We start from the raw sequence: 20,027 nt of genomic DNA on the forward strand, positions 1-20,027 counted from the left end.
GAGCGGAAATGAACGGTCTTAACGACTCATACGGATCACAACCCGTCGGTTAGTATTTCTACCAATCGTTGTTTCGTTGGTTGCAATATGACGTTTCTCACCATGCCCTTCTGTACGGATCCGCTTATCATCAAGCCCCTGCTCTTTAAGGTAGTCTTTGATCGATTGCGCCCGCTTAATAGAAAGCTGCTCATTGTGCCAGCGTCCACCATAACTATCGCTGTAAGCATCAACCAGCACTAACTCGATCGTTGGTGCAAGCTTCAGGTATTCACCAATCATCTCCAGCTTACGCTGCGACTCTTTATTCAATTTGTCACTATTGGACTGATAATTCAGTACCGTATAGGAGATATCATCGAAGCTGTATGGCAGCAAATTATCAACACAGCTAAGGAAGTCATAGTATTGCTGACGGAAATTGACAGCGGAGAGACCAACCGCAACCTCATCGTTGCGTTGGTTCCAATCGCTGTAATAGAGCGTGGGCTGCATCCCCTTCTCCAACTCATGCAACATAACCCAAGCACTTTGTTGATCCACACGACCTTCAAACTGGCGATAAAGGGTTGTCTTGCCTATGCGCGCAGTAGGTAATCCAGGTTTCCAACTTGGCGGTACCGAACGCAAAGCCACAGGGGTTTTCTTGGCCGGTTGCAAGCGCATATCCAAATCGAAGTTCAAATTGATGAGCTTATTCGCCTTACTACTAAAACTCACTTCACCGTAATGGGGCACCTTGTGCTCTAGACGGCATTCAAGCCGCGAATCACTCGCCAATGCCCATTGGCTATTTTCTAAGCCCGCGGCGTACGTTCTCACGCCAGCATTGGCCTGCTGACTCACTATTAGCGCTATCGCAATAAGGCTAAGGTTTAAACGCATAACTCACCCAATTAACTTGGTATACAACACCATATTAACCTGTTATCGGCATCAACGCCGCTTTCTTTAGCAAGATCTGGATTGGATGTTAACGTCAGGGTTTGCGATACTGTTGCGCTTTCCATTCTCAGCTAAAGTGGTTATCAGCCTGTATGTCAGACACAGTTAAGCGTTCGCTACATCAACGTTTTCGTGGTTACTTCCCCGTCGTTATCGATATCGAAACTGGGGGCTTCAACCCCGCAACCGACGCTTTGCTTGAGATAGCCGCCGTCACTCTAAAGATGGATGATGACGGCTTTCTAACACCCGACCAGAAGATCCACTTTAATGTTTCTCCATTTATTGGTGCCAATCTGGATCCCAGCTCTTTAGCTTTTACCGGCATCGATCCGAATGATCCTGAACGCAATGCAGTCGCGGAATGTGAAGCGCTAAAAGAGATTTTCAAACTAGTTAGGAAAAGCCAAAAAGCGGCGGAATGTCACCGCTCAATCGTGGTTGCCCACAACGCAGCGTTTGATAACGCCTTTCTCAATGCGGCCGTGGCACGTTGTAATATCAAACGTAACCCATTCCACCCGTTTGCCACTTTTGATACCGCAACCGCGGCTGGTATTGCTTATGGTCAAACCGTGCTGCAAAAAGCCTGCAAAGCGGCGCAAATCGATTTTGACAGTAGCAAAGCACACAGTGCCGAATATGACACGATACGAACAGCTGAACTATTCTGCTCGATCATTAATCGTTGGCAGTCTCTGGGCGGGTGGCCAGTGGTAGATGTTGATGAAGAAACGGGCGACGCTGAGTAATTGACGTTAAGGCGTAACAACTTAAATAAAAAAGGCTGCCATAAGGCAGCCTTTTTTGTCACCGGAGTGATTTACAGTTTATCTGCGTTCTCAGACAGGTACGCTGCAACACCTTCAGGGCTTGCATCCATGCCTTTATCACCTTCAGTCCAACCTGCAGGGCAAACTTCACCGTGATCTTCATGGAACTGCAGTGCATCAATCATACGCAGCATCTCATCAACATTACGGCCCAACGGCAGATCGTTAACTACCTGATGACGAACATCGCCATTCTTATCGATCAGGAATGAACCACGGAAAGCAACACCTGCTTCAGGGTGCTCAACGTCATATGCCTGACAGATTGAATGAGTGATATCAGCAACCAGTGGATATTTAACCGGGCCAATACCGCCCTGATCTACTGGTGTGTTACGCCATGCGTTATGAGTGAAGTGAGAATCGATAGAAACACCGATAACTACAACACCGCGCTTTTCGAAATCAGCCATACGGTGGTCGAATGCCAACAACTCAGAAGGACAAACGAAGGTAAAATCTAATGGATAAAAGAAAATAACCGCTGGCTTACCAGCAATCGTCTCTTTCAAATTGAATGCGTCAACAATATCGCCATTTGCCAATACTGCTGGTGCGGTAAAATCAGGGGCTGGGCGGCCTACGAGTACACTCATGTCGCTTCTCCATTTTTATATGATGTCAGGTCATCCGACCTACGGTTTTGTAATCAGTTCAGATCAGTTTTTCGATTATACGGTTCCACTGAAAAGTAACCAAGCATTTCAGTCGGATATTACTGCTGTTTGCCTAAAAACTGGTCATGCTGGAAACATAACATAGCCAAAAGAAAAATAAATTCCACTGGCATCCCATGGCGCTGTTTAGGAGAATAGCCAATCAAGTAAATTACTGGAATAGAAAATGAATGCTGTTGTTCTGTCAGTGCTTCTTGTCCTCACCTTAAGTCTGTTTCGCGTCAATGTGGTTATTGCCTTGATCGTCAGTGCCCTCGCAGGCGGACTTATTGGCGGCTTATCATTGTCTGACACCCTATCAGCCTTTAATGGCGGCTTAGGCAATGGCGCTAGCATTGCACTCAGTTATGCCATGCTGGGGGCATTTGCAGCGGCACTTTCCAATAGCGGCATTACTGATTACCTTGCTGACCATGTGATAAACAAGCTCGGTGGTGGTGGGCATGAAAAACAGAAACTATGGGCCAAGCACCTACTCTTGTTTGCTCTACTCGCGGTTTCCGTATCATCACAGAACATCATTCCTGTGCATATCGCCTTTATTCCTATTCTTGTTCCTCCCCTGTTGCACCTGATGAGCGAATTGAAGCTCGACCGCCGCTTAGTCGCGTGCGTTATCACCTTCGGTCTAACCACCCCATACATGCTACTGCCGGTAGGCTTTGGCGGTATCTTTCTTAACGAGATCCTACTGACTAACCTTAATACTAACGGCCTAGCGATTGACGCTTCTGCCGTTGCGCCAGCCATGTTGCTCCCAGCCTGCGGCATGTTTATCGGCCTTGGCCTAGCGATGTTCAGTTATCGGAAAAAGCGCCACTATGATGAAGCGGCAATAAAAGCAGTAGAGCCTGAGCAGCATGACAAGCAACCACGCCAGGTGTGGGTACCGTTAGCAGCAATCGCTGGCGCTTTGGTATTACAACTCTTAACTGAATCCATCGTCATTGGCTCTCTCACCGGGCTAATCATTCTTTGGATTGGTCGAAGCATTAGACTCACCGACACTCAAGCGCTATTCAGCCAAGGAGTGAAAATGATGGGGATGATAGGCTTCATTATGATCAGCGCCGCCGGCTACGCCGCAGTCTTGAAAGGCACTGGCGATGTTGAAAGCTTAGTATCCGTGGTCTCCGGCTGGATGGGTGAAAGTAAGGCCTTAGCTGCCATCACCATGTTAGTGATTGGCCTATTGATCACCATGGGTATTGGCAGTTCGTTCTCAACCATACCTGTCATAGCCACACTGTATGTTCCGCTAGCTATCTCGCTTGGCTTCTCAGTACCGGCAACCATCGCTTTGGTGGGTACTGCCGCCGCCCTCGGAGATGCAGGCTCTCCCGCTTCAGACTCAACCCTGGGTCCCACATCAGGCCTAAATGTTGATGGTCAACATGACCATATCTGGGACACCGTCGTTCCAACTTTCATTCACTACAACCTGCCACTGCTTGGCTTCGGCTGGTTAGCTGCCATGGTGCTTTAATGAGCGAACAACGCACGACTAAACAAGCTTTTCAAGGGTCGTTGCATAATGATCCCGTGATCCAGCGACTTTTTGAGCGAGTGCCGCAGAAAGTACAAGACAGTTTTACTGAAGAGCAGTTGATCCACTTAAAAGTGGCTGTCGGCTCACGAGGCTGGGGTGAACACACCGTTGATATCCGCGGTTCATTTCGCGGCTGGAAACATCGTTATTACTACGTCATGCTGTTTGGCCGTAACCGCAGGCAGCTTAGTCCGGGGCAGCAGCATATTCACAATCTGCTCAGTGCCGGACTGCTATCCGTGTTGCTGATGGGGGGGTTATTACTCGGATTTATGGTGCTCTACCTTTTAAAATCCGCACTGGGGATAGATCTGCTTCCCAATCACTCTCTTGGCTTATGGGATTGGTTTAAAAGTTAACCAATAATCACGAAAGTCTGTTGACCTTTGTTGTGTATTTTTGCAGCAATTTAGACGAGGCAGAGGCGGTGAAGTTGAGTAGCCCTCAATAAGTCGCCAGCAAATGCTGCCCGAGAGGTTCGTTGAAACACGTTCTGAACTGCGTCATTCACTACTTTCTTAGATAGCTAAGCTATTTAGCTCACTTCTTGCTCAAAACGTGTTTCATTCGAACAAAATTCATACACGAAAGGTCAACAGACCCGTATAAAAAAACCGGCAACATGCCGGTTTTTTTCCAATTAAAAGCGCATTTACTCTGCAGCTGGCGCATCTTCGCGATACTTATCCGCGGTTTCTTTAATCAGCGGCTGTAACTCACCTTTTTGAAACATCTCAATGACGATATCACAGCCACCAATAAGCTCACCGTCAACCCATAGCTGGGGGAACGTTGGCCAGTTGGCGTACTTAGGCAGTTCCGCGCGGATCTCAGGGTTTTGCAGAATATCAACATAGGCGAACTTCTCACCACAATTCATTAATACCTGAGAAGCTTGCGATGAAAATCCACAGCTAGGAAGTTTCGGAGAACCTTTCATGTAAAGAAGGATCGGATTTTCAGAAATCTGCTTTTTAATACGCTCTACAGTATCCATTGTTACTCTCTATCAATAAACAAAGCTAATCGACCCATTGTACGGTTTACCGAGGCAAATATCAGCCCACAATTGCTAAGGCCTTTCTTTGCGTTCAGATAAATTTTCCGTTAGCTACTTCAAACTTTGCCATAACCGAGTAGAATGCTGGGAGATTCCCAACCCCTTAAGAGCCTAATTAAAGGCTCGTCGACATGGAGAAAAGGACAGATGGCATTTGAACTTCCTGCCCTGCCGTACGCAAAAGACGCTTTAGAACCTCATATCTCAGCTGAGACTCTTGAGTATCATTACGGTAAACACCACAACACCTACGTCGTTAAACTAAACGGTTTAGTCGAAGGCACTGAATTTGAAGGCAAGAGCCTAGAAGATGTCGTTAAAACCTCTTCTGGCGGCGTTTTTAACAACGCTGCGCAAATCTGGAACCATACTTTTTACTGGCACTGCCTGAGCCCAAATGGCGGCGGCGAACCTACTGGCGCATTAGCAGAAGCAATCACGGCTGCGTTCGGTTCTTTCGAAGATTTCAAAGCAAAATTCACTGACAGCGCAATCAACAACTTTGGTTCAAGCTGGACTTGGTTGGTGAAGAAAGCTGACGGCAGCCTGGACATTGTGAACACTTCTAATGCAGCAACTCCGCTGACTGAAGAGGGTGTAACTCCTCTGCTGACGGTAGATCTGTGGGAACATGCTTACTACATCGACTACCGCAACCTGCGCCCTGACTACATGAAAGCATTCTGGGCACTGGTAAACTGGGAATTCGTGACAAGCAACTTTGCTTAATCACATTTTCTAGCTTAGTCACAAAACGCCTCGCTTTAGCGGGGCGTTTTGTTATCTGCTTTACAAAAAAAGAGCTAACTTTTTTTCTTCTCACCGCAAGTAAATCCGCTACCGACTACTCTTAGTATATATAGATAAGGTGACAGCCTGACACTGCACGTGTCTTCTCGCGTCCTACTATGGAGGAGTTTCCGATGGGGATCTTCGAACATTATCAGCAACGCTACGAGGCAGCTCAGGAAGAAGAGTACTCGATACAAGAGTTTCTTGAACTGTGTAAATCAGATCGCAGCGCCTACGCATCAGCCGCTGAAAGGCTGCTGCTGGCCATCGGCACCCCCGAGATGATCGATACATCACAACACGCCGTCGAGTCTCGCCTGTTTTCTAACCGTGTGGTCGCCCGTTACCCCGCTTTTGCTGAATTCTTCGGCATGGAAGACGCGATAGAACAGATTGTTGCCTATCTCAAACATGCAGCCCAAGGACTGGAGGAGCAGAAACAGATCCTATACCTATTGGGTCCCGTAGGTGGTGGTAAATCTTCATTGGCAGAAAAACTGAAGCAGCTAATGGAGAAAATCCCTATCTATTCACTGTCGGCCAACGGTGAACGCAGCCCGGTTAACGACCATCCATTTTGCCTGTTTGATCCGGCAGAGGATGCTGCAATCCTTAAAAAAGAGTACAAAATACCCGCCCGCTACCTAGGTACCATTATGTCACCGTGGGCCGCCAAACGATTGAGAGAGTTCGGTGGTGACATCAGCCAATTTAAAGTAATTAAGCGTTTTCCCTCGGTGCTAGACCAAGTCGCCGTAGCCAAAACAGAGCCCGGAGATGAAAACAATCAAGACATCAGCTCCCTCGTTGGCAAAGTAGACATTCGCCAACTAGAGCACTATTCACAAAATGACCCTGACGCCTACAGCTATTCCGGCGCACTCTGCCGTGCCAACCAAGGCTTGATGGAATTTGTCGAGATGTTCAAGGCGCCGATCAAGGTATTACATCCCTTGCTCACAGCAACACAAGAGGGCAATTACAACCCAACCGAGGGCCTCTCTGCCCTGCCCTTCAAAGGGATTATTCTCGCTCACTCGAATGAATCTGAGTGGCAAAGTTTTCGCAACAATAAGAACAACGAGGCTTTTCTTGACCGAGTTTATATCGTCAAGGTGCCTTACTGTCTGCGCGTCTCCGAAGAGATTAAGATTTATAACAAACTGATTGAACATTCAGAACTGAGCGGCGCCCCCTGTGCCCCAGGAACACTCGACATACTGTCGCGTTTTAGCGTACTTTCAAGGCTCAAAGATCCTGACAACTCCAGTATCTATTCAAAGATGCGCGTATACGATGGAGAAAGCCTCAAAGATACAGATCCTAAAGCGAAGTCATATCAGGAGTACCGCGATTTTGCTGGCGTAGATGAAGGGATGAACGGGCTGTCGACTCGGTTTGCTTTCAAGATCCTCTCACGGGTATTTAATTTTGATCACGGAGAGGTTGCCGCTAATCCCGTGCATCTTTTTTATGTCTTAGAGCAGCAGATAGAACGAGAACAGTTCCCTCAAGAATCGGCAGATCTTTACCTTGAACACCTGAAGGGCTACCTGATACCGAAATATGTCGAATTTATCGGCAAAGAGATCCAAACCGCTTATCTGGAAAGCTACTCCGAGTACGGCCAAAACATTTTTGACCGCTACGTCACCTACGCAGATTTTTGGATCCAAGATCAGGATTATCGAGATCCGGAAACCGGACAACTATTTGACCGCGCAGCGCTAAACGCCGAGCTGGAAAAAATAGAAAAACCGGCTGGGATAAGCAACCCGAAAGACTTTCGTAACGAGATAGTTAACTTCGTGCTGAGAGCAAAAGCCAATAACAACGGCAAAAACCCAGCATGGACTAGCTACGAAAAGCTCCGCACCGTAATTGAGAAAAAAATGTTCTCAAATACTGAAGATCTGTTACCCGTTATCTCGTTTAATGCCAAAACGTCTGCGGAAGACCAGAAAAAGCACCAAGATTTTGTCGCCCGTATGATGGAGAAAGGCTATACACAGAAACAGGTCCATCTTCTTTCGGAATGGTACCTAAGGGTACGCAAGTCGTCTTAATGCTACCCGGAGGTACCGATGGCGCATTTTATTGACCGGCGGCTTAACAGCAAGAAGAAGAGTACAGTCAACAGACAGCGCTTTTTACGACGCTATAAACAGCAGATCAAAAAAGCGATGTCTGATGCTATTTCTAAACGTGGCGTTACAGATATCGAGAAAGGAGAAAAAGTCAGTATCCCGACCCGAGATATATCCGAACCCATTTTTGGCCAAGGCCCTGGGGGAAATAGAGAAAGAGTCCTACCGGGCAATGATCGCTTTGTTCCGAGAGATCGAATAGAGCGCCCTCAAGGGGGCAGTGGCGGCAGCGGTGAAGGTGAAGCAAGCGATAGTGGAGAAGGTGAAGACGAATTTGTCTTCAGCATCTCCAAAGATGAATACTTAGACCTTCTATTTGAAGATTTGGAGCTGCCAAATTTAAAGAAGAACACTTTAGATAAGTTAACCGAATACAAAACCTACCGCGCCGGTTATACCTCAGACGGTGTACCAACCAATATCAATGTAGTTCGCTCATTACGCCAATCATTAGCCCGACGTATTGCGATGAATGCAGGCAAGAAGAGAGAACTACGGGCGCTACAAGCAGAGCTTGAACGCATAGAGGGCAGCGAGCCAGTCGATAAAGCTGCACTTAAAGAAGTAGCGCAACAGATAAAGAGCCTACAGAAGAAAATTGCTGCAACGCCTTTCATCGACACCTTCGACTTACGGTTTAATAATTTCGTTAAACGCCCTGTGCCTACGTCTAAAGCGGTGATGTTTTGTCTAATGGACGTCAGTGGTTCCATGGATCAAGCAACCAAAGAGATGGCCAAGCGTTTCTATATTTTGCTCTACCTATTTCTTACTCGAACTTATGAAAACATCGACGTCGTCTATATCCGCCACCACACACAAGCCAAAGAGGTCGATGAACATGAGTTTTTCTATAGTCAGGAAACCGGCGGCACCATAGTCTCCAGTGCCCTCAAATTGATGCAGGAGATCATTGCGGATCGTTATCCTCCTGATCAATGGAACATCTATGCGGCGCAAGCCTCTGATGGTGACAACTGGGCGGACGACAGCCCTCAATGCTCTGATATCTTGAGTAACAACCTTTTACCCTTACTTCGTTATTACACCTATATCGAGATCACCCATCGACCTCATCAAACCCTTTGGCACGAATATGAAAAACTGGTGGCGACCTATGACTCTTTCGCCATGCAACGTATCAAAACGGTCGAAGATATCTACCCTGTTTTCAGAGAGCTATTTCGCCGTCAAGCGGCATAGGAGGCGACAATGGCGGCACCAAGAAAAAAACACTCTAAGCCGCTCAGTGATGGGCCTGATTGGACGTTTAAACTATTACAACAATATGAAGATGAAATTGATCGGGTAGCAAAGCACTACGGATTAAATACCTACCCTAATCAGATCGAAGTAATCACTGCTGAGCAGATGATGGATGCTTATGCCAGTGTCGGTATGCCAATCGGCTACACACACTGGTCATTTGGCAAACGCTTTATTCAGACCGAACAAACATATAAACGCGGCCAAATGGGCTTGGCTTACGAGATTGTGATCAATTCTAATCCTTGTATTTCCTATCTAATGGAAGAGAACACCATGACCATGCAGGCGCTAGTGATGGCCCATGCCTGCTATGGCCACAATAGCTTTTTCAAAAATAACTATCTGTTCAAAACCTGGACTGATGCTTCCTCGATTATCGACTATCTGGTCTTCGCCAAAAACTATATCGCCGACTGTGAACAACGCTACGGCACCAGCGAAGTGGAAGCGATTATCGACTCTTGCCATGCCTTAATGAATCAGGGCGTTGACCGTTACAAACGTCCGGCAGAAACCTCTCTAGCAGAAGAGAAGAAACGGCAAAAGGCGCGCGAAGAGTATCTGCAATCACAGGTTAACGACCTTTGGCGAACGCTGCCCAAGCAGGCTATCGACGTCATTGAGCAGCCGGAACGCTTCCCATCTGAGCCGCAGGAAAATTTACTCTACTTTATCGAAAAGAATGCGCCGTTACTTGAATCCTGGCAGCGGGAAGTGATCCGGATCGTACGTAAAATATCGCAGTACTTTTACCCACAAAAACAGACCCAAGTAATGAATGAAGGGTGGGCTTGTTTCTGGCATTACACCCTGCTAAATCACCTTTACGACGAAGGCAAGCTAACCGATAAATTTATGTTCGAGTTTTTACACTCCCACACCAACGTCGTCGCGCAACCCTCCTACAACAGCCCCTATTACTCAGGCATTAACCCATATGCATTGGGCTTTGCCATGTTCCGCGACCTTCGCCGTATCTGCGAAACACCAGACGAAGAAGACCGTCGCTGGTTTCCTGACATTGCCGGTAGTGATTGGCTGAAAACAGTGCACTTTGCCATGGAAAACTTTAAAGATGAAAGTTTCATTGCCCAGTTTTTATCACCTCGTCTCATTAGGGAATTTAAGCTGTTCTCGCTTCTTGATATCGAAAAGCACAATTTCTTAGAGATTGGCTGGATACACAATGATGCCGGCTACCAACAGATCAGAGAGCTACTCGCTGCACAATATAACCTCAGCCAACGCGAGCCTAACATTCAAGTCTATGACGTTGATTTGAGAGGCGACCGCTCACTCACGTTGAGATACACGCCGCACCAGCAAATCCCTTTAGACAAAAGCTACCCTGAAGTACTGAAGCATCTGCACCGACTGTGGGGGTTTGAGATAAAGCTAGAGATGGAAAAGGCTGATGAGAGCGTTGAGCTCATTGGCCGCTGCCCGGAGCAGGTTAGCGAAGAAAGCGATCCGGCCAACGCCATTTAGCCAACAAAAAAGGGCTATCACTAGCCCCTTTTTGACCGCTATTCAGTGTGATTAGCGCGCAATATCAACGATATCACTAGGAACATCGTCCCGCAGCCGCTGCCATAGTTTCGCGCTTTCATAACCAAAACGACGAACTAAACTGATCGCTTCATCATATTTGCCCTGCTCAGCTAACCCTTGGATCTCAGCATAAAACTTAGCTAGCAATTCGCGTGATTCAGGCAATGAGAAGTAGTAAGCGCCGATCCGCGAATAAAGCCCTTTAAAACCATTCAAGGTCAACACATAGATAGGGTTGTTGGAGGCGAACGCCAACGCATGGTTTACCTGATAATCAAACTCCGCGCAGGCGGCTGGATCATCGGGAATATTCCCCGCATCCTTGATTATTTCGACCACTTTATCCGAATTGTTCTTCAGCGCAGCTCGAATATAGATACTACTGATGTTAGTTCTTGCTGATAACAGATGATCAACCAGCTCAGGGATCCCGTCTTGATTCAATCGAGCAATGGTTTCGAGGATATTCAGACCCGACGTTTCCCAAAAGTTATTCACTCGAGTCGGCTTGCCATGCTGAATAGTTAACCAACCATCGCGTGCCAGCCGTTGCAATACTTCACGCAGCGTCGTTCTCGTTACGCCGATTAATTCAGAAAGTTCTCTTTCCGCTGGCAGTATCGAGCCGGGGGGGAAACGATTGTTCCAGATTGAATCGACGATATACTCTTCGGCAAATCCGGCTGGGCTCTGGGCTTTAATTATCATTTAGCGTCCTGTCGCGGGCAAAACTGTTAACAGTATAAGAAACTCATCATACCAGATGCTATTTTCCAGCAACAAGCAAGATAAGCACTATAAAAGTGAAAAGTTACTCACACTTTGACTAAACTCGCTGCTAAACATTCACGTTAACCGACATAAATAATCACTGAAATGTGTCAGTTTTGGTGCATATCCGCGTAGGAAAACGGTTAGAAATAGGTACAATAGCCGAAAATTTTATAAAGGCATTTTTGCCAACAAAAATCTAGCGTACCTGGGAGCACTCCATGCCACAAACCAAGACTTTAGGAGAGGCCTTTTTAAGGAACTTTCTGGGTCAAGCCCCTGATTGGTTTAAAATAACCATTCTACTGTTTCTGCTTATCAATCCAATTGTCTTTTACATCAGCCCATTTACTGCTGGCTGGTTACTCATTATCGAGTTTATTTTTACTCTGGCAATGGCTCTCAAATGTTACCCACTGCAACCGGGGGGATTGCTGGCGCTAGAAGCCGTCGCCCTTGGCATGACATCTCCGCACATGGTAATGCACGAAATTTCAGCCAATATCGAAGTGCTCTTGCTACTGATCTTTATGGTCGCTGGCATCTATTTTATGAAGGAGCTACTGCTCTTTTTCTTCACCAAACTACTCATTAAAATTCGCTCAAAAGCGATGCTCTCTCTGGCATTTTGTTTTGCTGCTGCATTTTTATCAGCGTTTCTTGATGCGTTAACCGTAATCGCCGTGGTCATCGCCGTCGCAACGGGTTTCTATAGCATTTATCACAAGGTGGCTTCAGGCAAAGAGTTCCACCACAGTCATGATCATACTGCCGATGAGAATCTGCATGATCTGACCCGTGATGACTTGGAGCAGTTCCGTAGCTTCTTACGCAGCTTGATGATGCATGCAGCGGTTGGTACCGCACTAGGAGGCGTATGTACCTTGGTCGGAGAACCACAAAACCTGATTATCGGCGACCGAGCGGGCTGGGATTTTGTTAACTTTGCCATCCGCGTCGCACCGATCTCATTTCCAACCTTGCTGTTTGGGTTAGCGACTTGCCTACTATTAGAAAAATTCAAAGTATTTGGCTACGGCGCAAAATTGCCAGACGCCGTGCGCACAATCTTGTCCGACTTTGAGAAGTACTCTACCGAACGTCGCACCAAGCGCGACGTTGCCAACTTGATCGTGCAAGGGATTATCGCTCTCTGGCTGATCGTTGGCTTAGCATTACACCTCGCCGACGTTGGCCTGATTGGTTTGAGCGTGATCGTTTTAGCAACGTCAGCCACAGGTGTGATTGAAGAGCATCAGTTGGGCAAGGCGTTTGAAGAAGCGCTGCCATTTACCGCGCTGCTATCGGTATTCTTTGCGATTGTTGCCGTGATCATTGAGCAAGACCTGTTTGCGCCAGTTACCCAATGGGTACTTTCATTTGAGGGGCACGGCCAATTATGGCGAGTATTCTTGGCGAACGGCATTCTTTCCATGGTGTCAGATAACGTCTTCGTCGGCACCGTCTATATCGAAGAGATGTATGCGGCGTTGAATAATGGCAGCATCAGCCGCGACCAATTCGATCTGCTCGCTGTCGCCGTCAATACAGGCACCAACCTGCCAAGCGTTGCCACACCAAATGGCCAGGCGGCATTCCTGTTTTTATTAACATCGGCTTTAGCACCTTTACTGCGCCTGTCATATGGTCGTATGGTATGGATGGCTCTCCCCTATACCATCGTCATGCTGTCAGTCAGCCTAGCAGCCACGCTCTTTATACTGGAGCCTGCCACCCAACTGCTTTATGACACAGGCTGGATCCATCATATCGTAGAACCAGCAGCTGCGGCTGCGGCACCCGCTCACTAGCTGGCGCCATATACTAGAAGCTAAAAGCCCAGCAACGCCGCTGGGCTTTTTTGTGCGTTTTCTCCAGTTCTTTGTAAATATTGATGTCAATGACTTGGCGAAGCCTGTAAGCGGAGTAAAATCGACGCTTTGCTCCATTCACCTCTGTTATCAAGGAATCAACGTGATCACACAAATCGGCAATTGGCCAACGCAACGCTGGCCGTGGTTGTTGCTAGGAGGCTCAGCATTAGCACTTGAGCTCTGTGCGCTGTTCTTTCAATATGGCATGGACTTAGCTCCGTGTATCATGTGTATTTACGAACGCGTGGCTATGCTTGGGATCATGCTGACTGGGCTTATCACGGCTATCTCACCACAACTCTTATGGCTTAGGTTGCTCGGGTTTTGTGGTTGGTTAGTCTCTGCCGGGTGGGGATTAATACTGGCATGGGAGCATGTACAACTGCAGCTCTATCCGTCCCCTTTCCATACTTGTGATTTTGAACCGAACTTTCCAGAGTGGCTGCAACTGCATAAATTGCTACCAATCTTCTTTGAGGCGACAGGTGATTGCGGAGAAATAGCTTGGTCATTCTTAGGCTGGTCGATGCCACAATGGCTTGTGGTCAGCTTTATTGTCTACCTTGGACTTTTGTTCGCTGTGATCGCCTGTTGGGGAATCAGTAAGCTAAAGAAAGCGTAATAGAAATCACGTGCGTCAATCTGGGTGGCTATCTGCTTAGCCACCCTAGATTAATCTTCCTCCACAACGGTGCTACCGTTACCCTCTTCATCCAACGGCCACCAAACAATATGCTCCGCTAGCGTTGGTCCGGCGTCTTCTTCTAGTACCGTTTTACCTCGCACCGAGTGACCTAATTGATGCATCGTTTCAGAGGTACCGGTAATCAATGGATGCCATTTAGGCAGATCTTGACCTTCCGCCAAGCGACGATAAGCACAGGTCGGAGGCAACCAATGAAAAGACTCAATATCATCCAAAGTGACTTTCACACAGTCATCTACTTGCGAGAAGCGATCGGCATAGTTAGAGCAAGCACAGCTGTGACTGTCCAAAAGGCGACAAGCTATCTCGGTGAAATAGAGCTCATCCGTGTCATCGTCAATCACCTTATGCAAACAACACTTTCCGCAACCATCACAAAGAGATTCCCACTCTTGCTCTGTCATCTGCGCTAGAGTCTTGTGACGCCAAAATAGTGTCTTAACGGCCATTTGATGACTCCAGGAATGTCTGCTTAAAACGCTGTCTAAACACCTTCTGCAAACTTTCAGGTAATCCAGCAAGGTGGGCATCTAAGTAAGCAGGTTGCACGACCAGATCAGCTAATACCTGATTGAATTGCTCAATGGCTCTCTGCCCTTGCGCCGTTTTAGCACAGGCCAGGTGCCCGGTCGTCATCTCATTGCTCTCTTTCAAACTCACACTGGATAGCACCAACTCATGCTCCGCGACGTAGTGATCGACCACTTCCGGATACTCCAGCACATAATCAACCCGCCCTTGAGACAACATATCCAGCAAGCCTTCAGCCATATCATTAGCGCCTCGCACATAGAGTTTATAGCGCATCTCCGGCTGCTTAATGATCGCATCAATCTCTGCACCATAAGCTCGGCCAGACACGACGCCAAGTCTTCCAGCGGAGTCTGCGCCTAATATATCAGCCAAGCTGACAGCCCTGCGCGATGAAATATGAGCAAGTTCAGCTTTAACCTTTTCATTATTGCTCAAGTAATACAGTTTCAGACCAAAATAGAGCGAAAACGGCTCACTAAAATAGAGCTCTTCAGCACGTTTAGGGGTTAACAGAAGGTTACTAACGCAGCCTGCCCTTTGCTCTCTAATCTGCGCTATTGCTCGGCCCGTATTACTTTGCAGTAACTCGACCTCTGTTTGCTTGCGCCACTCCGGCAGCAAAATCCGCAACAGCGCATACTCTGTCGAATGCCAGCGTGTTTCATCGGTACCATCAAAATCACTGACAGCGAAATCGACCCAAACATTCACCGGCTCAGCTGCGGATACGACCCCACAAACCATAGAAAGATAGACGACGCTGACAGCGGCAACCCAGCGAGTAACAAGGCGTTTTAACATATAATAAGTGTATCTAATGATGGCTTATTTAGAGTGATGGATAACGAATACGATCAGACAAATAGCCAACGGTACAAGCAAAGTAATAGGAGCGATTCCAGCGCATCAGTACATCAAAATTGGAATACGCTAAAAATACACGACCATCAGTATCATCAGGAATGATCAAAGACGCCTGAATCGGATTAACCGGCAAGTCGCTGCCGTCATAGCGTCTCACACCTTTAGCTTGCCACTCCGCTAACGTATATTTGGTTTTGATACCCGCCACTGCGGTATCTATCGTTTGTGGCACCTTGACCTGACGCCCCCAAGTTAACGAATCATCCCAACCACTTTGGCTCAAATAATTTGCGATAGAAGCAAATGCATCTTCCTCACTGCCCCAAATATCTTTCTTGCCATCGCCATTGTAATCCACAGCGAAACTAAGGAAAGAGCTCGGCATGAACTGGGTTTGCCCCATGGCTCCGGCCCATGAGCCTTTGAACTTATCAATGCTGATATGCCCCTGATCGAGGATGAACAGCGCATTCATTAACTCTTTTCGAAAGAACTCTGCCCTACGCCCCTCAAACGCCATGGTGCTGAGCGCTGAAACAACGGGGAAATTTCCCTGATAACTACCAAAATTTGATTCTGACCCCCATAAAGCAACAATAAAGCGGGGTTGGACGCCGTACTCAGAACCAATTTTGTCTAACACACGGCGATGCTTTTTATAGAGTTCACGGGCCTTTTTTACTTTCCAATCAGGCACCCGCTTAGCCATATAAGTATCGAGCGTCGACTTCTTAAATTCTGGCTGTGCTTTATCTTGCTTGACCGCTCGGCGCATAAAAGTCACATCGGCGAATGCCGCTGCGATGATCTCAGGTTTGATCCCTTCATCGGCAGCCTGCTGTTTCATCTGTTCGATAAAACCGTCAAACCCCTCAGGAGCGGCCTGATTAGCTGCCACATTTAACGTGGTCAATGAGATCACAACTAAAAATAGCAGCGAAATGCTGCGAGAAACACTCATCATTCTTCTATGCCCTTAGCCAGTCGGTGCGCTTTCAACAAATTATCCACAGGAGGTGGTAATTGAAGGTAAAAACCATTCTCTACCAATTCAGCTTTCACACGTTTGATATCAGCAAACCCCAAATGTTCACGTTTATCTAAATTAATTACCATCACCAATTCAGGGGCTAAAAACTGTGCCAAGAGCGCTTCAGGTACTCTTTCGAAATCATCTTTACGTTCAATATAGAGGTAACTGCCTGTTTTTTTGCTGCTCTTGTAGATCGCACACCACATAGTTGAAAAATCTCGCTGAATCTTACTTGCCATAAAAGGGGCGCAGACTATACCATGACCACACCAACTTGGGACACAAAACCCAGTAGATTAGCGGCGTCAGACCGTACAGGGTCATTTAAGACCGAGCAAAATATTACTAAGACAGGTATCGTCTTCTTATGTCGCAAACCGCGCTCGAATTGAAAGGCAGTGCATTTACCCTTTCAGTTCTGAAACTTAGCAGTACCGAAATCGATGCCATCGCGGCGCAACTTGAACAAAAAATTGCTCAAGTCCCTCACTTTTTCGATCGAGCCCCTATCGTTGTTGATCTTGAAATGCTTGCTGAACAGAGCATTGACTTCGAGGCATTAAAATCATGCCTAGAGCAACTTCGACTGGTGCCAGTGGGTGTCACCAACGCCGATGACAGCCAAAAGCTGGCGGCCAAAGCGGCAGGGTTCGCTTCATTAACCCGCCCCAAAAGCCAAACAAAGCAGGAAACCAAACCGGCAGCTGCAGCACCAACCACTGAAAAGGTAGCAGAGCCTGGTCGCCAAGAGACCATGGTGGTAAGACAGCCGGTGCGGTCTGGGCAACAGATTTATGCCAAAGACTGCGATTTAATCGTCATGGGACAAGTGAGTAACGGCGCGGAAGTCATTGCCGACGGCAACATTCATGTCTATGGCACCCTACGAGGGCGTGCCATCGCAGGTGCGAAAGGCGATCTCGATGCAAGAATATTTTGCCAGAACTTGCAGGCCGAACTGGTTTCGATCTGTGGGCATTACTGGCTTAGCGATGCTTTGCAGGAAAGCCACTGGCAGCAAGCCACGGCTATCTATCTGCAAGATGAAAAATTGACTATCGACACATTGAATTAATAACGAATTCAGACAGGAACATAAATTATGGCACGGATAATCGTTGTCACTTCGGGTAAAGGTGGTGTGGGTAAAACCACCACCAGCGCGGCCATCGCAACCGGTTTGGCGCTAAAAGGCAATAAGACTGTCGTTATCGACTTCGATGTAGGTTTACGAAACTTAGATCTGATCATGGGTTGTGAACGCCGCGTCGTCTATGACTTCGTTAATGTGATCAATAACGAATCGAATCTGAATCAGTCACTGATAAAAGACAAACGCGTAGATAACCTCTATATCCTGCCTGCATCCCAGACTCGGGATAAAGACGCCCTCACCAAAGAAGGTGTTGGTAAAGTACTTGAAGAACTAGCAGAGACCTTTGATTACATCATCTGTGACTCCCCTGCAGGTATTGAGATGGGCGCACAAATGGCACTCTACTTCGCCGATGAAGCAGTTGTCGTTACCAATCCTGAAGTCTCATCTGTACGCGATTCAGACCGAATCCTGGGGATTTTAGCAAGCAAATCTCGCCGTGCTGAGTCTGGTGATGAGCCGGTTAAAGAGCACTTGCTGCTAACTCGTTACTCGCCCGCCCGTGTTGAGCGCGGCGATATGCTCAGCGTAGAAGACGTTCAGGACATTCTGGCAGTGCCACTGTTAGGCGTTATCCCTGAGTCACAAGCCGTCCTAAAAGCATCAAACTCAGGCGCGCCTGTGATCCTCGATGAAGAGAGTGACGCAGGACTGGCATATCAAGACGCCGTCGATAGATTGCTTGGCAATGAAGTGGACTACCGCTTCCTTACTGAGCAGAAAAAGGGAATTTTCAAACGTATATTCGGAGGATAACCGGACATGTCTTTGTTGGACTACTTTCGTTCTACCAAGAAGAACACGGCCTCTTTAGCTAAAGAGCGCCTACAGATCATTGTTGCCCATGAGCGCAGCCGTCGAAATAGCCCCTCTTACCTACCTCAGTTAGAGCGGGATATTCTTGAAGTGATAAAACGTTACGTTGAAATCACTCCCGATCAGGTGAGTGTTTCCTTAGATCAAAAAGGCTCAGATCTATCGGTATTGGAACTCAATGTGATGCTGCCTGACGATAAGCGTCAGTCATAAACAAATGTGAGTAATAAAAAACCACCACGATATCGTGGTGGTTTTTTTATTTTTACTGATAACAAATCATTCGCTGTTTGAGACTTTGTCAATTAGCGCCTGACACACGGCTGCAAATAGAGGCTGACGCCAACCGATAGTGATTGCTGGCTCACCTCTTGCCGCACGCTCTTCAGCATCCCATTTCCATATATAGCTAAGAAAATCATTTAGAAGGCGCTTTGACGCGACTAATTCGACCGGCAGCTGGCTCTTTTCTGCAGCAGCTAACGCCACATCTTTCAATTGCTTCAACGCCGGCTTATAACCAGCGTAATCCACGAGACGTTTAAGCTTCGCCGGTCGGCTTGTTTGGGGCCAAGACTTACCGTGCTCAACTAATTCAAGCAATTTTGCAGCATACCGCTTCACCAATGCCGGCGGTAAACCACTTAGCTGTCGTAAGTCATGCATCGATTGCGGTTGACGCTGAGCCAACAAGATCAACATTTCGTCTTTACAAACGAAACCAAGTGGCAGATCCCTGCGCGCAGCTTCACTGTTTCGCCAATTAGCCAACTCTTGCAGGATCGCCAGCTCTTCCGAATTCAATAGCCAGCTATTCTTGATATCACGATATTGCAGTGCTGCTGGAGTCACCTTTAACCGCTCACTGACAAATCGAGCACACTCTTCTGCGCACGCTTCTTGCCACCCCTGCTCCGACAGTTTATCAACTAACAAAGGGTATATTTTGTAGAGGTAATCAACATCCAGGGCAGCGTATTCCTGCTGGGCATCGGTCAATGGACGCTGCAGCCAGTTAGTCCGCGCGTGCTCTTTGGCCAGCACTTTGCCCAGCAGCAGTTCAACTAGCTTACCGTAGCCAGGGTTAATGGCTAGGCCTGTAAATGTTGCCGCGATCTGAGTATCAAACAGTGGTGCAGGAACGACATCAAGGTGGCACCGAAAGACTTCAAGATCTTCACCACAGGCATGCAGAACTTTAACGATGCTCTGGTCTGCAAGCAACGCAGCAAACGGTGAGAGGTCACGAATCGGCAAAGGATCGATCAAGTACACCCCCACACCATCACACACTTGGATCAGCCCCAGTCGCGGATATAGGGTACGCTCCCGAACAAATTCGGTATCAATCGCCAGCATGTCGCATCTCTGCCAGTTACGACAGAGCTCTATCAGCCTGGCATCGGTTTCGACATATTCCGTCGCAGCAAAATTGTTATTCAAAGGAAGG

The 20,027-nt window shown here is 47.5% G+C and carries 21 protein-coding genes; 12 read left to right on the plus strand and 9 right to left on the minus strand.

The annotated features are described in order from the left end of the window. Positions 1-18: 18 nt before the first annotated feature. Positions 19-885 (minus strand): flagellar protein MotY, encoded by an 867-nt coding sequence (locus EXY25_RS05055; RefSeq protein ID WP_114337889.1) that lies wholly within the window; start codon positions 883-885, stop codon positions 19-21. Positions 886-1,037: 152 nt separating this feature from the next. On the opposite strand from EXY25_RS05055, the gene rnt reads away from it, so the two are divergent. Beyond that, positions 1,038-1,697: a ribonuclease T gene (rnt, locus tag EXY25_RS05060; protein WP_114337888.1), complete on the plus strand. Its 660-nt coding sequence runs from the start codon at positions 1,038-1,040 to the stop codon at positions 1,695-1,697. Positions 1,698-1,768: 71 nt separating this feature from the next. Here rnt and EXY25_RS05065 read toward each other — a convergent pair whose 3' ends face one another. Further along, on the minus strand, positions 1,769-2,374 hold the full coding sequence (locus EXY25_RS05065; RefSeq protein ID WP_114337887.1) for a peroxiredoxin: 606 nt from the start codon (positions 2,372-2,374) through the stop codon (positions 1,769-1,771). A 247-nt stretch (positions 2,375-2,621) separates the two neighbouring features. Between EXY25_RS05065 and EXY25_RS05070 the strand changes: the two genes are divergently transcribed. Next, positions 2,622-3,941, plus strand: a complete 1,320-nt coding sequence (locus EXY25_RS05070; RefSeq protein ID WP_130565929.1) for a Na+/H+ antiporter family protein — start codon at positions 2,622-2,624, stop codon at positions 3,939-3,941. Continuing rightward, positions 3,941-4,363: a 3-phosphoshikimate 1-carboxyvinyltransferase gene (locus EXY25_RS05075; RefSeq protein ID WP_114337885.1), complete on the plus strand. Its 423-nt coding sequence runs from the start codon at positions 3,941-3,943 to the stop codon at positions 4,361-4,363. The genes EXY25_RS05070 and EXY25_RS05075 overlap by 1 nt, the downstream gene beginning before the upstream one ends. A gap of 293 nt (positions 4,364-4,656) precedes the next feature. Here EXY25_RS05075 and EXY25_RS05080 read toward each other — a convergent pair whose 3' ends face one another. After that, on the minus strand, positions 4,657-5,001 hold the full coding sequence (locus tag EXY25_RS05080) for a Grx4 family monothiol glutaredoxin (RefSeq protein ID WP_114337884.1): 345 nt from the start codon (positions 4,999-5,001) through the stop codon (positions 4,657-4,659). 210 nt (positions 5,002-5,211) lie between these two features. On the opposite strand from EXY25_RS05080, the gene sodB reads away from it, so the two are divergent. From sodB to EXY25_RS05100, 4 genes are all read left to right on the plus strand, one after another. Further along, positions 5,212-5,793 carry a superoxide dismutase [Fe] gene (gene sodB, locus EXY25_RS05085; RefSeq protein WP_114337883.1) on the plus strand — a complete coding sequence of 194 codons (582 nt, stop codon included), beginning with the start codon at positions 5,212-5,214 and terminating at the stop codon, positions 5,791-5,793. A gap of 194 nt (positions 5,794-5,987) precedes the next feature. Continuing rightward, a complete protein-coding gene (locus tag EXY25_RS05090) occupies positions 5,988-7,922 on the plus strand; it encodes a PrkA family serine protein kinase (RefSeq protein WP_114337882.1) in 1,935 nt (644 codons plus the stop codon). Between the two features lie 18 nt (positions 7,923-7,940). Then, the gene (locus EXY25_RS05095; protein ID WP_130565930.1) at positions 7,941-9,206 is read left to right on the plus strand and encodes a YeaH/YhbH family protein; all 1,266 of its coding nucleotides are present in this window, start codon (positions 7,941-7,943) and stop codon (positions 9,204-9,206) included. A 9-nt stretch (positions 9,207-9,215) separates the two neighbouring features. Continuing rightward, positions 9,216-10,760, plus strand: coding sequence for a SpoVR family protein (locus EXY25_RS05100; RefSeq protein ID WP_114337880.1), 1,545 nt, complete (start codon positions 9,216-9,218; stop codon positions 10,758-10,760). Positions 10,761-10,811: 51 nt separating this feature from the next. Here EXY25_RS05100 and fadR read toward each other — a convergent pair whose 3' ends face one another. Then, on the minus strand, positions 10,812-11,531 hold the full coding sequence (fadR, locus tag EXY25_RS05105) for a fatty acid metabolism transcriptional regulator FadR (protein ID WP_114337879.1): 720 nt from the start codon (positions 11,529-11,531) through the stop codon (positions 10,812-10,814). Positions 11,532-11,815: 284 nt separating this feature from the next. Here fadR and nhaB point away from each other — a divergent pair, with 284 nt between their 5' ends. Beyond that, a complete protein-coding gene (gene nhaB, locus EXY25_RS05110) occupies positions 11,816-13,405 on the plus strand; it encodes a sodium/proton antiporter NhaB (protein WP_114337878.1) in 1,590 nt (529 codons plus the stop codon). Between the two features lie 163 nt (positions 13,406-13,568). Next, a complete protein-coding gene (gene dsbB / locus EXY25_RS05115; RefSeq protein ID WP_114337877.1) occupies positions 13,569-14,090 on the plus strand; it encodes a disulfide bond formation protein DsbB in 522 nt (173 codons plus the stop codon). A 50-nt stretch (positions 14,091-14,140) separates the two neighbouring features. On the opposite strand, the gene EXY25_RS05120 is transcribed toward dsbB, so the two are convergent. From EXY25_RS05120 to EXY25_RS05135, 4 genes are read right to left on the minus strand one after another with little or no spacing between them, the layout of a single operon-like run. Then, a complete protein-coding gene (locus EXY25_RS05120) occupies positions 14,141-14,623 on the minus strand; it encodes a YcgN family cysteine cluster protein (RefSeq protein WP_130565931.1) in 483 nt (160 codons plus the stop codon). Beyond that, entirely contained in the window at positions 14,613-15,509 is an 897-nt protein-coding gene (locus tag EXY25_RS05125) for a transporter substrate-binding domain-containing protein (RefSeq protein ID WP_130565932.1), read from the minus strand. Before EXY25_RS05125 ends, EXY25_RS05120 begins: the two co-directional genes overlap by 11 nt. 28 nt (positions 15,510-15,537) lie before the next feature. Further along, positions 15,538-16,536 carry a lytic murein transglycosylase gene (locus EXY25_RS05130; RefSeq protein WP_130565933.1) on the minus strand — a complete coding sequence of 333 codons (999 nt, stop codon included), beginning with the start codon at positions 16,534-16,536 and terminating at the stop codon, positions 15,538-15,540. Then, complete coding sequence (locus EXY25_RS05135) at positions 16,533-16,811, minus strand: YcgL domain-containing protein (RefSeq protein WP_114338075.1); 279 nt, start codon at positions 16,809-16,811, stop codon at positions 16,533-16,535. Before EXY25_RS05135 ends, EXY25_RS05130 begins: the two co-directional genes overlap by 4 nt. 161 nt (positions 16,812-16,972) lie before the next feature. On the opposite strand from EXY25_RS05135, the gene minC reads away from it, so the two are divergent. From minC to minE, 3 genes are read left to right on the plus strand one after another with little or no spacing between them, the layout of a single operon-like run. Beyond that, a complete protein-coding gene (gene minC / locus EXY25_RS05140) occupies positions 16,973-17,680 on the plus strand; it encodes a septum site-determining protein MinC (protein ID WP_130565934.1) in 708 nt (235 codons plus the stop codon). A 27-nt stretch (positions 17,681-17,707) separates the two neighbouring features. Further along, positions 17,708-18,517: a septum site-determining protein MinD gene (gene minD / locus EXY25_RS05145; RefSeq protein ID WP_130565935.1), complete on the plus strand. Its 810-nt coding sequence runs from the start codon at positions 17,708-17,710 to the stop codon at positions 18,515-18,517. Positions 18,518-18,523: 6 nt separating this feature from the next. Next, positions 18,524-18,790, plus strand: a complete 267-nt coding sequence (gene minE, locus EXY25_RS05150) for a cell division topological specificity factor MinE (RefSeq protein ID WP_114337871.1) — start codon at positions 18,524-18,526, stop codon at positions 18,788-18,790. A 66-nt stretch (positions 18,791-18,856) separates the two neighbouring features. Here minE and rnd read toward each other — a convergent pair whose 3' ends face one another. Next, positions 18,857-20,020, minus strand: coding sequence for a ribonuclease D (rnd, locus tag EXY25_RS05155; RefSeq protein WP_130565936.1), 1,164 nt, complete (start codon positions 20,018-20,020; stop codon positions 18,857-18,859). Between the last annotated feature and the right edge of the window lie 7 nt (positions 20,021-20,027).

The organism is Corallincola spongiicola (assembly GCF_004284785.1).
Classification (GTDB): domain Bacteria; phylum Pseudomonadota; class Gammaproteobacteria; order Enterobacterales; family Neiellaceae; genus Corallincola; species Corallincola holothuriorum.